We start from the raw sequence: 15494 nt of genomic DNA, 5'->3' as shown, positions 1-15494 counted from the left end.
TAGGAAATTAACAGCTTTTATTTTTGAGGTTTTATGTCTTTAATCATGAAACATAAAACTTAACATCGTCATTTTACTACCAAAGTGAAGATAAAAACAAAGTACTTCTCTAATAAGTAAAATAAGCCAAATTACTAGGAAGTAATGACTATAAATAAAAATGGCTAATATTTCATAGCCAGAGACGCATAAGTAGGTCGGCGTAAATAATTATCGTTGGGATAAGGCAGGAGGCAGGGAGCAGGGGGAAAAAGGGTTTGAGCCTTGTTGACTTTTCTTGATATAGGTTGCTTTTATTTTGCCGACTTACTTAATCAATTCGCATTTAGCAATTAAAGCTTTGATACTTCTATCTTTGGTAGGATTAGTTGCAATATGATAAATCAGTCTAAAGCGAGATGATTTAATACTTTAATAATTTAATATTTTTGGTACAAGGCTTGATTTTCAATATAGATAGCTAATAATTAAATTATCTATTTTGTTTTAAAATGCAGTTTTGAGGATGGTAAGTGAATAATCACTCACTCACCACCCTTTAAAACTAAAAAACTAACAGCAAAGAGTGGTGATTACGGCTGAGATAAACGCTGCTGGTAGTAGTTAACAATTTGTGCCGTGACTTCAGACACGTCCAAACCATCGGTTTGAACTTCGATCGCATCGGCTGCTTTTTGCAAAGGGGAAACTTTGCGTGTACTATCTTTCCAGTCACGTTCGGCAATGTCGTGTTTTAGCTGCTCTAAGCTCACTTCGGACTGACCTTGTTTGGTAAAGTCTTCCTGGCGGCGACGTGCGCGTTCACTCACAGAAGCGGTTAAGAAGATTTTCACTTCGGCATCGGGGAATACATGAGTACCAATGTCCCGACCTTCAGCTACTAAACCACCTTTTTTACCCCAGTTTTGCTGTTGTTTAACCAGTGCTTGACGGACAGCGCTTTGTGCTGCGATCGCAGATACAAGAGAAGTTACCTCAATCGTGCGAATTGCCTGGGTAACATCGGTACCATCAATCCAAACCCGCACGGATGATTGTAAATCCTGGTTAGGAGTGAGTTCAATTTTACACTGGTTAGTTAATTCCGCGATCGCACACTCATCATTAATAGCAATACCCTTTTGCAGTACTAACCAAGTGACAGCACGGTACATTGCCCCTGTATCTAAATACACTAAACTCAGGTTTGCTGCCACTTGACGCGCCACTGTAGATTTTCCAGCACCGGCTGGGCCATCAATGGCGATAATAGGTTGACGATCGCGCAAGATAATATTGTCAATCAAACGTGTAGACCCAAGACGAGCTGCGATCGCCAACATTCCTTCCTCCTCAACTTTTTCTAAAGACATCAACGTAGTCGGTTCAACCAATTCAATATATTCCACTAAAATCGTGCTGACTATAGCCACTTCTTGCTGTACCACTGCTATCAACTTGTTGCTATTGCGATCGCCTGCAATGAATGCAGCTTCAGCTCGTCGCAAGCCACGGTATAACACAGCTGCTTGCTCTTTTGCCGTTGCAGTCAAATATTGATTGCGAGAACTGAAGGCAAGACCCGACGCTTCCCGTACTGTTGGACAAGCAACAATTTCTACTGGCAAATTTAAGTCAGCTACTAAGCGTTTAATAATTGCTAGTTGCTGACCATCCTTTTCACCAAAGTAGGCACGGTCAGGCTGTACCAAGTTGAAAAGTTTGGTAACAATCGTAGCGACACCCTGAAAATGACCTTGCCGAGAACGACCACACAAGCCTGTTATCATAGCAGATGGGGGGATAACTTGTGTAACCTTTGATTCTTGTATACTTTTGTGGGGAACTGCCATTTCTTCTGGAGTTGGTGCAAAAATGGCATCTACCCCAGCTTGTTCGCAAAATTGTTGGTCTTGCTCTAAAGTGCGGGGATAGCGTTGATAATCCTCATTAGGAGCAAATTGCAGGGGATTAACGAAAATACTCACAATCACCGTAGAATTTTCCTGCCGCGCCCGTTGGATCAAGCTTAAATGACCTTGATGTAAATTCCCCATAGTTGGCACTAGACCGACTGCCGTCTGATACCAGCCAGTCATCTCATCTAGTTTTAAATCCTCAGTAACTGCAATTAGCTTGTTTTCTGAGCAGCGTTTAGTTAAATAGCAGCGTAAAGCTGCGACTGTTGTCAGCAGGCGCACAAAAATACCCCTAGTTCTTATCGATCCCTCCCCCGTTAGTTTATATCTGAAATAGAGGGAAGAGATGATTAAACTAGAGGAATTAAGTGATACGGAACTGGAAATTGAGTTTAGGGGAAAGGTTATAGGTGATAGGGAATAATCTTTTCCCTGTAACCTGTAACCTACTGTATTATTTCCCTAAAACTTCAACACGTACTGGTGCTATGCCACTGCCCATCATTCCCAAAACTCGAGCCGCGCCAGTAGACACGTCAATGATTCGACCACGAATGAATGGGCCTCGGTCATTAATCCGCAGCACTACAGAACGACCATTACGAGTATTGGTTACACGGACTTTTGTACCAAAGGGTAAACTGCGATGAGCGGCAGTCATTGCTTCTGGATTAAATCTCTGTCCGCTAGCAGTGCGATTACCAGCAAAATCATAGCCATAAAAAGAAGCTATACCTTTCAAGGTGGATCGCACTACTCCAACGGCAACCTGTTGAGGCAGCTTTGGTATTGATATTTGTTGACGGACTGGTAAATTCGCAATCTCTTTTATAGGAGATGCATTGCCTAGTAGTCTCCGTAAGCGATTGGTTGCTTGCAATGCATCTTGCGCCAGATTGTTGGTACTATCTGCTAGTCGCGTACCTTCGTTGATTTCGACCAGTTCTTCGCCATTAATTTTGATTACATAGCGATCGCCATCTTGTTGGACTGGGACGCTTTTATTTTGCGCTTGATTAGCAGTAGATTTTTCCCCTGCTTTCCAACTTACGGTAATCTTACTACCGTCCACATTTTCCCGATTCAACTGGTTGATCTTAGCTGCTATTACACCAGCTATCTGAATCGGGTCATTGTCAGCCGAGCTAATCTGGTTAATTGCATCTGTTGCGTTACCAGTATTCAGCGCATTTGGTGAATTGCTAGCAATAAGGGCGTACCCTTGCACGCCCCCAGTATTTCCAATTTCACCAACTTTTTTATTTTCAAAATTCGTATTTGATACAGGACTCAAAAAAGTGAAAACAGGTATATTTCGGATAAACAGGGTTGCCGCCTTACGTCCTCTAATCTCGTGAGGATGAATTTCTGTAATCACAGCATCCAAGGTTTGTTTCCCTGCTCTGGATTGGTACTCTCCCACCTTCACTACATCAGGGGCAGGTGATTTCTGGGAAGCTAGGGCATTTCCCTTGGCGGTTTGAGTGCAACCGACTGAGGGTATGCCCAAAACAGCCATAGACAGGGTAACAATAATCCACAAATGTCTTTGATTCATGCGTCCGTTTTTGAAAGCGACTGTAGAACTTAAGTTTTATAACTTGCGGGACTTTTCACTAGTGAATAGTGAATACCCTTTTGAAAAACTCGAACTCGTTCCGTTTTCACTTTGTTCTTTATAACTGCAACAGACTAACACGAACCTTTTAGCTTGGGGATCAGGGTTTTAGCGTAACTATCGGCAAATCAATCAAATTAAAATTCAAATTTGAAGGGTGAAACCTTTCTCAAAAGCGGACTTTGGCTATGTAACGCTTTTTTCTGCAAGTCAAAAATTTCTTAAAAAACTTTACGCTGATTACACACTAAAGTGACGATACCCTGTTCACATTGGTTCTAAAGGCTCGTAACTATTTGTGTATTCTATATTACATCTTTTAAACTCATTTCCTATAAGAAGGTAATATAACTTTTATTAAATAGCAACTGCATAAATACTTAAAATTGCTTATTTAAGTAAATCTTTAGATTTACCTATGAATAAGTCGTGATATGAGTTACATCTAAAATAATTATGCAAATCAGTTTGAGTTTAATATCTGTTTTCAAAGTTTGTTCTACTTAGATTAATCATAACTTTTATTCTATATGACTAGACTGACAGTAGTAATAAATATAACTTCAAATACTAGTATTGCTGAGTATAAAAAAAAGGACGATACTCAACTTAATATTTATCAGGATTAATGATGAAAAAATTAAGAAATCTTTGCGATCGCTTGTAAATAAAGCTTTATTAGTATCAAAAAGAACAAATAGTGTTTTTTAACCTCAGTAATTGCTCAAGGATGGTTTTTTAGAGCCAGCTGTGTTTGACAAAATCTTTGCGGTTGTAGGGATGTACAGCTGCACCCCTACTATATATAGTGAGTATTTTGGGGAATGCTATCAGCATGATTACAAACGAAGCACATCAAGGAGACTTAGAAATATATCCATCGCCACTATCAGCTTTTCTCAATGAGTTGCATTCCCAGTACAAGTCATTAGGGGAGGGTGCAGTAACGAAATTTATTCCCGAACTGGCGAAGGCAAACCCGGACTTGTTCAGCATTTGCATTGTGACAGTAGATGGTCAGGTTTACAAAGTTGGCGATTACGATCACCTCTTCACCATTCAGTCAATTTCCAAAGTATTTACTTATGGACTTGCTTTAGAAGATCATGGACTGGATTACGTATTGACTAGAGTTGGGGTGGAACCAACGGGGGATGCATTCAACGCGATTATTTTGGATGAGCAATCGAAGCGACCTTATAATCCAATGGTAAATGCAGGTGCGATCGCCACCACCAGCTTAATTAAAGGTTCCGGCCCCACCGAACGCCTCAATCGGATGCTGGATATGTTTCGCCGATATATTGGCCACGATGTGTTCGTTGACATTTCAGTTTTTACCTCAGAACGTAGTACAGGGCATCGCAACCGGGCAATGGCGCATCTGATGCTTAACTTTGGCATGATCGACCGGAATATTGAAGAGTCGCTGGATCTTTATTTCCAGCAGTGTGCTGTGATGGTAAATTGCCAAGACTTAGCAGTGATGGCGGCTACCCTTGCTAACACAGGTATTAATCCGATTACCAAAGAACAGGCGGTAGATAAACGTTATATCAAAGATATTTTGAGTGTTATGTATACCTGTGGAATGTACAACTTTGCAGGTGAGTGGGCTTATAAAATTGGGATTCCGGCGAAAAGCGGAATTTGTGGTGGGATTATCGCCGTTGTACCCAATAAGATGGGCATTGGAGTTTTTTCGCCACTGCTTGATGTACGTGGTAATAGTGTGCGGGGGGTAAAGGTGTGTGAAGAACTTTCCCAACGTTTAGGTTTACATCTATTTGAGTGCCAAAAAAAAGATTACTAGAAATAAGGATTTACTGGTTGAGTTAGGCGACGTAAGACGGTACGAAACTGAAATCGCTGTTTGATCTCAGAATCCCCCGAATTCAATTCGGGGGAGTATGTCAAAATTCTTCTGCTTGGGGAAGTGGGAAGATTTCACCAGCCAAGTAAGCTGGAAAGTGCTTTTGAAAGTATAGCCAGGAAGTCATATCTTCCACATCTAGCAATGCTTTTGGGGCTTTTTTATATAAAGGAATACGGTTATTAATTTCGTCTTGCAGCACAGATGGAACTTCTGTTAAACCATTTACTTTGCTGCCAACAGCACTGTAGATTAGTTGACCGGGGCGATCGCCCATTTTCATCCAGGGAAGCCATTGACCAATTCTATCCCAACTCAGTTTGAGTTCAGAGACTGAAGAGAGGGCGGTGTTGAATAAGTCTGCCGTTGGCACAGTTAATTTAAACAATTCTGCTGCCTGATAAATTGGATTTGGGCTGTATTCGGCAAATTTGGGATCGTCTGCTAAGGGATTGGGGTAATAGGGAAATATATCAAAAACAAAGGTTGTGCTGTCACCATCTACTTGTGCGAGGAAATTTCCTTTAAACTTCCCCTGCACTGGATTATTAGCAACGTGGATTACTGGAACTGTCTCGCCTGTCCAAGGATTCTCCCATTTGGCTAAGACTTCATCTGTTTGTGGATTAAGGTAGTAAGTCAGTTCCCTGGAAGTGAAATCCCAGCTACCCTCATCTGTGGGAATACATCGGCTAACACTCAATCCCAGCATCTTAAACAAGAGTTGTTTTTTTTCACCGGGGATAAAAGCATAAATTTTACCTTTCCAAATCAGGAAAGTAGATTCGCTAGGGTCGAGAGATGAACGAGTTTTAACCCAGTGCTGGGCTTCAAGTTCTTGGATTTGGGCAACCATCTGAAGCATCCTTAATATTTGGATAACAAAAGAATAAGCTATGAGCATTCAAGTTGCATCTTTGTCATTTGTCATTAGCCCTATTTCAATTGTTGGAAGAACAACTGGAGCTTATTCTCATCTAATTTGCCATTGGTGCGAACCGCGCTACACAAATCTAGTCCGAAAGGAGCAACTTGCTGAACTGCGATCGCAACATTCTCAGGTTTCAGCCCTCCAGCTAAGAAAATTGGCACGTTTACTTGCTCACGGATTTTAGCGCTCAAGTTCCAGTCGTGTAAGCGTCCTGTACCGCCTAACTCTTTAATCGGTAGTGATTGATTGCCGGAGTCTAGTAGAATTGCATCTATGTATGGTGCTACGCTAATTGCCTCATCTAAAGATTTTTCTGTAATGACGTGAATTACTTGGACAATGGAAATCCCAGGTAAGGCATTTCGGATATCTTGATAGCTTCCTGATTCTAAGCGATCGCAGATTTGCACAGTATTTGTCCGACAGCACCTTAGTTGCTGAATAATCTCCTGAGCATCTTGACTTGAAGTAAGCAAAAAAGTAGCGATCGGGGGTGGTACACAAGCAGCAATTTTCGCAATTAATTCTTCAGAGATGACACCGGGGCCACTTGGCATCTGAGAAACCAAACCGAGGGCAGATGCACCGCAGCGAATGGCAATCCATGCTTCTTCTATGCTGCTAATACAGCAAATTTTGACTCTTGGGTTTGCTGTTCTTTCCATTCTTTACTAACTCCGAAAGCGCCAATGCCCAATTTCCAATCCCTTAAAATAATTAAACTGATTCAGGAAGTTGCTGATCCAGACGGCGAAACAAAAACACCCAAAGAGGCAGGGAACTGTTAATCGCAATTAGTCGCACTAAATGACCAGTTGTAACAATTTCAACATTATGATTCAATGCTAGAGAAACCAGGATCATTTCTGCTGATCCTCCTGGTGCTGTGACTAAAAGACAGGTTAACCAATCCCAAGAGGTTAATTGCATTGCAAGTACAGCAGCGATCGCTCCGGCTATCAGAGTCATGGCCACAGACATCAAGGCATAGCCGACAGTCCGCTTTCTAAAGTTGGGTTTGTCTCCCCAATACTCACCAATAGTAATTCCCAGGAGCATTTGACCCAATAAGTTTATGATTGGCGGCGGACTAAAGCTAATATCACCCCCAAAAGGCAACCAATGTAGCAAAGGATTAAACCCAATACCAATCAACAATGCACCAAAGAAATCGCCAGCCGGAATTTTAAATAATATAGCTGGATAAACTACTAATCCAGTAATTACCAGTACTAACAAAAGTAATTGTAGTTGAGATGGATCGAAATTGAACCAAGCAGCGTTGATTGGGAGTGTTTGCCTATAGTAATTACCAGTTGATGTTTTAGCGACTAGGGGAATTAGGACAACTACTGAGGTGACGCGAATCGCCTGAACTAGAGCAACCAAGCTCACATTTTTATTGTAATCAGCAGCGATCGCTGCCATAATTCCTACACCACCAGGAACTGTAGCCAGCATTGCTGTTAATAGGTTGGTTTTGCTAAGGCGCGAGTAAATGTAACCAATACAGCTTCCACTCAGCAGCAGAAACAAGGTAAGAAAAATAAATATAGGAATACTAGAAGCAACACTAGTTAGATTACCGTGAGCATTGGAAGCGCCGACAGTTAAGCCGACAAGTGCCATTCCTACTTTTCTAGCAGTGCGGTTAGGTTGGGGAGAATATTGATAAAGAATTCGACACCCTTGAAGAACCATTGTACCAGCAGCAATTCCACCAAATATCCAGGCAATCCTGCCAATTTGGAACTTTGCGAGGAATAAACCCAGAGGTAATGCCAGAAGCATTTCTAAGACAAGGACAATTAGTTGCTTTGCAAATAGCTGTTGTTTGGTAACGACAGAATGTTCATGAGTGTGTTCTTCCAGGCTGGGAGTAGCACTTACGCTTTGATTCATCGATATGAGCTTTTTTATTAATTTAACGCGATGTACTCAAGCTAGCGCGATCGCCCAGGATAGCTAGAGTCTGTCAAGCCAAGTTTGCTAAGTCTTGATTACGAACTTATCTATCCATCAAAGTTAGTTTGGTGGACTACTAATACCAATTCACGAAAATCCTGATACATATTTATCGTCGGGGCATGGCAATGCCATGCCCTTATCAGCGTATTTGTATCATTATTAAAGTTAAATGGTATAAGTGTAAATTTACCGCGTGTTGCATTCAAACAATAACCCCTATAGAGAGATGATAGGGGCACAATGATCGTTGTGCCCCTATAAATAATTTGTATTCCTTTCAATGGTTCCACTGTTTAGGGACTTCCAATTAAAAAACATCCCATCATCGGGGCGCAAAGTCTTGCGCCTCGACAAATCTACAAATAATTTGGGATAATTTATTTTTTTGCAAGTCCTTTAATCTTCGTCAAGGGCTGGGAAAGCTTCTTCAAGCTGCCACAACCGATCTTTATTTTCAACAAACCAAATACGAGTTTCTGGAGTTAATTTACCCCAAATGTCTTCAACAGGAATGTGAGGAGACGCATATTGGTACTGTTGACCAAGTGATTTGAGATTGTCCGCTACATCACGGGGGATTCCGAATTGTTCCCAGTCAACTGTTATATGTCTTCCCGAAACTCCGGCTGTGGGGTCGAAAACTAGCTGTGCTGATCTGACTAAATCAGCAAAGTGTTTCGGTTTGAGTTTAGTGATTTCTTGAATTTGGAGTGATTCGTTATGCTCTTGAGACATGATCGCCGCAGTGGTAAAGATTAGTGGTGTATTGAACTTACTGCCAGAGATTTTTATCCCAATATTTTTACTTTAGCGCAGAGTCACTAACTTGATCATGATTTAACCACACAAGGCATTTGAGCAAATTGTTTAAAGTAAGGGATTTTAAATGGTTGCTCTATTTACGCCGTGGCTTACTAGTCCCAAAGATAAAACATTTCTAAAGTAAAACTTCTAACAATTAACAATGAGAAAGCAAACTGGAGTTTGAGTAAGCAAACACAGCTTTTGCTTGCGGAAAACACTAAAATGAGTAAGCAAACACAGCTTTTGCTTGCGGAAAACACCAAAATGAGTAAGCAAACACAGCTTTTGAGTAAGCAAATATAGCTTTTACTTGCGGAAAACACCAAAATGAGTAAGCAAACACAGCTTTTGCTTGCGGAAAACACTAAAATGAGTAAGCAAACTGGGGTTTGAGTAAGCAAACACAGCTTTTGAGAAAGTAATTTAAGTATTTTGATAAAGTAAACAGGTATTTCTGTAAAGCAATTAGGCTTTTTGATAAAGTACTCGGCAAATATACTTGACGATTAAAAATAGCGCCTGCACAAATGGAGTCCTACTTGAGAACTGCTGTATGTCACTTAATTTTCAACGATTGCTCGATTTACTCTATCTTTCAATTTAGTGATTTTATAGAAGAATTACCTCAGCTACCATCTTCGATGAGAACTGTAACAGCTGCGATCGCAATCAACATTTCGTCATTTTTATCATTGAGTTCGGGAATCGCCCGCCCTTGAACTATCATCCCCCCAGATTCTACGGTGAGAGTTTTTTGACCAAATGGTAATACAGCGAGTACCTCTTCTTCCCTAACTTGTTCGGGGTATGGAACTGCTACCTGAACCTCTATAATCATTTCATTGGGGTGACTTAAGCCTGCAACTTCCCAAACACCAGGTAAAGCATTATGAGCGATCGCATTACGTACTGCTCTAGATGCTGCTACTGTTGGTTCTTGTCCATGCTGATCTATTCCCATACCCATCTCAATAATCAACCGTTTACGCGCCATTGCTAACCTCCAGTAAGTTCTGCACCTTTCACCAAGAAAAGCAGAGGGCTGTAGCTCACTTGCAATACTGCATCGCTTCTCTGCAAAAACCTTCACGTAGAGTCCTGCAATGAGAGGTATATATGCCCCCTGCCCCCTGCCTCACACCATGCGCTGCACGCGACTTAGACGCTCTGAGTAACTTTTCATCACCTTGAGGGCAAACATGGGTGTTTCCTGAACGGCAAAGAGAAATGCTTTCTCATCAACGAAAGCAAGTTTGCTGTCCACCTTGGCAATAGCTGTGTAAGTTCTATTTTTTACTCCTACAAGTACCCCGACACCAAAAACTTCACCTGTGTCAATGGTTTCTACAACCTTGCCATTGACTAATATATCTACTGTTCCTTCCAGAATCCCGTACATTTGCTCACCAGACTGCCCTTCTTCAAAGATGACTTGGCCTGCTGAAAATGCTTGAGGATCGGGTTGTTTTTGAAAGATACTTACCGTTACGACAGGACTTAGCATTTAGAGCAACCCCAAAATTATTGGTTTTTAGACGAAATTTTTGGATAGCTTGACGCGAACCCACAAAAGTATACTACTTTCTGTTGATTAACTCTCAACTCCGCAAAATTCGTGATTAGTTCCCTAATCGCCTAGAAACCCCTGGTTTTATGTAGTAAAACCGTCCCTCTCCGACTCGGAGAGGGAGAGACCTGAACAAAAATTCAGCTTTTTGCTCCCCTCTCCGCTCCGGAGAGGGGCTGGGGGAGAGGTCAAATAATACTTATCAAACCACGTTCAAATAGGGAATTTTGGATTTCAGGCTATCTTCTATAATTGATAAAACCTGCACACCTAATTCTAGGCATGAGACTGTGACCGAATCAGGAAGTTACAAAGATACTGTCAACTTACCCAAGACTAACTTTGATATGCGGGCAAACGCCATCAAGCGTGAGCCTGAAATCCAAAAATTTTGGGAAGAAAATAAAATTTACGATCGCCTCTTTGAAAATAACCCCGGCGAATTATTTATACTGCACGATGGGCCTCCCTACGCTAATGGCTCACTCCATATTGGTCATGCCTTAAATAAAATTCTCAAAGATATTATTAACCGCTACCAAATGTTACAAGGGCGTAAAGTTCGCTACGTCCCTGGTTGGGATTGTCACGGATTGCCAATTGAGTTAAAAGTTTTGCAGAACATGAAGTCAGCAGAACGGCAAAATTTAACGTCTTTACAACTGCGGCAGAAAGCGAAAGAATTTGGTTTAGCTACGGTAGATAACCAGCGCCAAAATTTTCAACGCTACGGTATTTGGGGCGATTGGGACAATCCTTATCTAACTTTGAAGCCGGAATATGAAGCGGCTCAAATTGGCGTGTTTGGTCAGATGTTCTTAAAAGGCTACATCTATCGCGGTTTAAAGCCGGTTCACTGGAGTCCCAGTTCTCATACCGCTTTGGCTGAAGCTGAGTTGGAATATCCCGAAGGTCACGTTTCTCGTAGTATCTATGCAGCTTTTGCAATCACAAGTTTGGCGGAAGCTGTAAAACCACTATTGGCGGAATATCTCTCAGATTTAGGTGTGGCTATCTGGACAACTACACCTTGGACAATTCCGGGAAATTTGGCTGTAGCGGTGAATGCAGATTTGAATTATGCAGTGGTGGAAGTTTCCCGCTCAGAATCGGAGGCGCAAAGTAATTTCAAATACTTAATCGTTGCTGCTGATTTAGTAGAACGTTTATCTTCAACCTTGGGAGTTGAGTTAACTCTAAAAGCCACCTTTAAGGGGAATGATTTAGAACATACTACTTACCGTCATCCTCTATATGACCGGGAAAGTCCGATTGTCGTAGGTGGTGATTACATCACTACTGAGTCAGGTACTGGGTTGGTACACACAGCCCCCGGTCATGGTCAGGAAGATTACATTGTTGGTCAGCGCTACGGTTTACCCATCCTTGCACCAGTGGATGACAATGGCAATTTTACCGAAGAAGCGGGACAATTTGCTGGGTTAAATGTGCTGGGTGATGGAAATCAGGCGGTAATTGATGCACTGGCGGGGGCTGGTTCTTTGTTGAAAGAAGAACCATACCCCCACAAGTATCCTTATGATTGGCGGACGAAGAAACCAACGATTTTCCGCGCTACTGAACAATGGTTTGCTTCCGTGGAAGGATTTAGAGAAGAAGCACTAAAAGCGATCGCCACGGTAAAATGGATTCCAGCCCAAGGTGAAAATCGCATCACGCCAATGGTAGCGGAACGTTCCGATTGGTGTATCTCCCGTCAACGCGCTTGGGGTGTACCCATTCCCGTTTTCTACGATGAAACCACGGGGGAAGTACTGCTGAATGAAGAAATTATCAACCATATTCAAGGAATCATCGCTGAAAAAGGTTCTGATGCTTGGTGGGAACTTTCAGTAGAGGAGTTATTACCCGAATCTTATCGTCAAAATGGCAAGTCTTACCGCAGAGGTACAGACACAATGGATGTATGGTTTGATTCTGGTTCATCTTGGGCGGCTGTTGTCCAACAGCGTCCAGAGTTACGCTACCCTGCTGATATATATTTGGAAGGTTCCGACCAACATCGCGGCTGGTTTCAGTCAAGTTTGCTCACCAGTGTAGCGGTAAATGACATTGCACCTTACAAAACTGTGCTAACTCACGGCTTCGCCTTAGACGAACAAGGGCGAAAGATGAGTAAGTCAGAAGGAAATGTGGTTGACCCCAATACAATCATTGAAGGCGGAAAAAATCAAAAAGTAGAACCGCCTTACGGTGCAGATGTATTGCGATTGTGGGTATCATCGGTAGACTACTCTGGCGATGTCCGCATTGGCAAAAACATCATCAAGCAGATGAATGATGTTAGAGGCAAGATTCGCAATACGGCGCGGTTTTTGTTGGGTAGCTTGGATGATTTTGACCCAGAAAAAGATGCAGTTCCCTTCGAGGAATTGCCAGAACTTGACCGTTATATACTGCACCGCATCACCGAGGTATTTGAAGAAGTAACCGTTGCCTTTGAGACTTTCCAATTCTTCCGCTTTTTCCAAACAGTGCAGAATTTCTGCGTGGTGGATTTATCCAACTTTTATTTAGATGTGGCCAAAGATAGGCTGTACATCAGTGCAAAAGATGCTTTCCGCCGTCGCAGCTGTCAAACGGTGCTGAAAATAGCTTTAGATAATTTAGCACGAGCGATCGCACCAGTACTATCCCACACCGCCGAAGATATCTGGCAATATCTCCCCTACAAAACACCTTATAAATCAGTGTTTGAAGCCGGTTGGGTGCAAGTTGAGGAAAAATGGCGTAATCCAGAGTTAGCAGAATTTTGGGGAACGCTGCGACAACTCCGCACTGATGTTAACAAGGTGTTGGAACAAGCCAGGATTGAAAAAATGATTGGTTCTTCCCTAGAAGCCAAAGCTTTGATTCATATACCTCACAAACAGTTAGGCGATGCTATCAAAGCCTTTAACCCAGTTAAGGGTAACGGTATCGATGAACTGCGATATTTATTGCTGACTTCCCAAGTGGAATTATTAGATTCTGCTGAAGGATTGCAAGGATTAGAATATACAGCGCAGACAGAAAACTGGGGGATTGGCGTAGTGAAAGCAGAGGGGCAAAAATGCGTTGGCAAAGCTTACACGAAGTGTATTCGCTGTTGGAACTATTCTACTCATGTAGGAGAATCAGCAGAACATCCCTTAATTTGCGAACGATGCGTTGCAGCCTTAGCTGGAAAGTTCTAGTAAATATACGTTAGTTCAACAAACCTCTCCCTATCTTCAATTAAAGTTCAAGTCTTTCCCTCTCCAAGTCGGAGAGGGAATTTTTTGCCTAGTAAAACTTCTTAGCGGTCTTTTCATTCAGCTAATTAGATAGAAACTACATCATCCGTGGAATTCACGTTGCAGCCAGCGCCTGAAATAGATATTTTGCGTAATACACATTATGGTTATTTCCTATAGTGCGTAAGTCTAAGGGTAATATATTTTTGAGCAAAAAAAATGGGTGTTTTCACTGAAGCTTTCTAAGTATTCTCACTGTATGCTCTTCAAATATAGAGCCAAACTACAGCATTGTTAAAAAAATATAAAGGTATGGATTAATACGTAGATTTTAGATTAAAACATCCATTAAGCCAAAATTTAAAGGATTCAAAGATATGTCAAATAAAGTTACTAAAGAGTTGGCAGATTTTTTGGTGCAAATAGAACAGCGATCGCAGTTTCATGCAGGCTATCCATATAATTTAAGTTGTGATTATAGTTTGATAGCTAAATTCTTTAATCATCTATTAAATAATGCTGGAGATCCATATATTGAGCCAGATTTTGGTCTGCATTCTCGTAAATTTGAGCAAGAAGTATTAGCTTTTTTTGCTCAACTCTATAAAATTCCAGAAAATCAGTTCTGGGGTTATGTTACTGCTGGCGGAACTGAAGGTAATTTATATGGAATCTTCTTAGCAAGAGAAATTTACCCTAGTGGCATTCTTTACTCATCACAAGACTCTCATTACTCAATACCCAAAGCAGCAAAATTATTCCGCATCCAACATAATGTTGTTAATTCACAAATTAATGGAGAGATGAATTATGAACATTTTGAACAAGTCATTAGCGAAAATCGGAATTATCCAGCGATCATAAATTTAAATATTGGGACTACTGTCAAAGGTGCAATTGACGACTTAGACAAAGTTCTAGAAATTTTAGAACGCAATCAGATTAAAGATTATTACATTCATTGTGATGCCGCGCTTTCAGGATTAATATTGCCCTTTCTAGATGGCGCTCCGCAAATTAACTTTCAAAAACCTATAGATAGTGTAGCTATTTCTGCTAAATTCATTGGTTCTCCCTTACCTTGCGGTGTAGTTTTAACTAAGAAAAAATGGGTAGAAAAAGTTGAAACAGCAATTGAATATATTGGTTCATCAGATACAACAATTCTAGGATCGAGAAACGGTCATACACCTCTGATTCTCTGGTATGCAATGCAAACAAGAGGTTATGATGGATTAGCTAGAGAAGCAAATACCTGTATTAATAATGCTCAATATCTTTTCCAACAACTTAAAATCAGAGAATATCCATGTATGCTCAATAAGTTCTCTAATACCGTAGTCTTGCAAAAACCTTCTCAAAAGTTAATTAAAAAATGGCAGTTAGCAACTTTTGAAAATTGGGTACACATTATAATCATGCAAAATATCAACCGCGATAAAATCGATACTTTTGTTAACGAACTTTTATTAGAAGAAGGGTTAGCTAATAACGTAGAAAATTTCCAGCTACAGCGAGTACTACACTAATGTAAATGTTCAAGCAAAATTAATTGCCTGATATTAGAAGCTGTTTCTCTAAACAAAATTTGCTCCCAAG

Annotated in this window: 11 protein-coding genes; 3 read left to right on the top strand and 8 right to left on the bottom strand. The window is 41.1% G+C overall.

Annotation, left to right across the window (positions count from 1 at the left end):
* Nucleotides 1-572 precede the first annotated feature (572 nt).
* Nucleotides 573-2180, bottom strand: coding sequence for a bifunctional pantoate--beta-alanine ligase/(d)CMP kinase (locus H6G97_RS15605; protein ID WP_190941664.1), 1608 nt, complete (start codon nt 2178-2180; stop codon nt 573-575).
* A 172-nt stretch (nt 2181-2352) separates the two neighbouring features.
* The gene (locus H6G97_RS15600; protein WP_190941663.1) at nt 2353-3456 is read right to left on the bottom strand and encodes a septal ring lytic transglycosylase RlpA family protein; all 1104 of its coding nucleotides are present in this window, start codon (nt 3454-3456) and stop codon (nt 2353-2355) included.
* An 895-nt stretch (nt 3457-4351) separates the two neighbouring features.
* Between H6G97_RS15600 and glsA the strand changes: the two genes are divergently transcribed.
* On the top strand, nt 4352-5329 hold the full coding sequence (glsA, locus tag H6G97_RS15595; protein ID WP_199349393.1) for a glutaminase A: 978 nt from the start codon (nt 4352-4354) through the stop codon (nt 5327-5329).
* A 100-nt stretch (nt 5330-5429) separates the two neighbouring features.
* On the opposite strand, the gene H6G97_RS15590 is transcribed toward glsA, so the two are convergent.
* The 6 genes from H6G97_RS15590 to H6G97_RS15565 all read right to left on the bottom strand — a co-directional run bounded on the left by H6G97_RS15590 (nt 5430) and on the right by H6G97_RS15565 (nt 10596).
* Nucleotides 5430-6245 carry a DUF1838 domain-containing protein gene (locus H6G97_RS15590; protein WP_190941662.1) on the bottom strand — a complete coding sequence of 272 codons (816 nt, stop codon included), beginning with the start codon at nt 6243-6245 and terminating at the stop codon, nt 5430-5432.
* Between the two features lie 80 nt (nt 6246-6325).
* The gene (locus H6G97_RS15585; protein ID WP_190941661.1) at nt 6326-6985 is read right to left on the bottom strand and encodes a phosphoribosylanthranilate isomerase; all 660 of its coding nucleotides are present in this window, start codon (nt 6983-6985) and stop codon (nt 6326-6328) included.
* A 52-nt stretch (nt 6986-7037) separates the two neighbouring features.
* The gene (locus H6G97_RS15580) at nt 7038-8222 is read right to left on the bottom strand and encodes an AbrB family transcriptional regulator (RefSeq protein ID WP_190941660.1); all 1185 of its coding nucleotides are present in this window, start codon (nt 8220-8222) and stop codon (nt 7038-7040) included.
* Nucleotides 8223-8684: 462 nt separating this feature from the next.
* On the bottom strand, nt 8685-9023 hold the full coding sequence (locus tag H6G97_RS15575; protein WP_190941659.1) for a hypothetical protein: 339 nt from the start codon (nt 9021-9023) through the stop codon (nt 8685-8687).
* A gap of 694 nt (nt 9024-9717) precedes the next feature.
* The gene (locus tag H6G97_RS15570) at nt 9718-10086 is read right to left on the bottom strand and encodes a Lin0512 family protein (protein WP_190941658.1); all 369 of its coding nucleotides are present in this window, start codon (nt 10084-10086) and stop codon (nt 9718-9720) included.
* A gap of 141 nt (nt 10087-10227) precedes the next feature.
* On the bottom strand, nt 10228-10596 hold the full coding sequence (locus H6G97_RS15565; RefSeq protein WP_190941657.1) for a Crp/Fnr family transcriptional regulator: 369 nt from the start codon (nt 10594-10596) through the stop codon (nt 10228-10230).
* Nucleotides 10597-10949: 353 nt separating this feature from the next.
* On the opposite strand from H6G97_RS15565, the gene ileS reads away from it, so the two are divergent.
* Together ileS and H6G97_RS15555 are read left to right on the top strand one after the other, a co-directional pair.
* Complete coding sequence (gene ileS / locus H6G97_RS15560) at nt 10950-13856, top strand: isoleucine--tRNA ligase (protein ID WP_190941656.1); 2907 nt, start codon at nt 10950-10952, stop codon at nt 13854-13856.
* A gap of 416 nt (nt 13857-14272) precedes the next feature.
* On the top strand, nt 14273-15424 hold the full coding sequence (locus H6G97_RS15555; protein ID WP_190941655.1) for a histidine decarboxylase: 1152 nt from the start codon (nt 14273-14275) through the stop codon (nt 15422-15424).
* Nucleotides 15425-15494: the final 70 nt, after the last annotated feature.

The sequence above is a fragment of the Nostoc flagelliforme FACHB-838 genome, assembly GCF_014698065.1.
GTDB lineage: Bacteria > Cyanobacteriota > Cyanobacteriia > Cyanobacteriales > Nostocaceae > Nostoc > Nostoc flagelliforme_B.
Note: the sequence above shows the minus strand (reverse complement) of the source record. Positions and strands in the feature narration are given on the sequence as shown.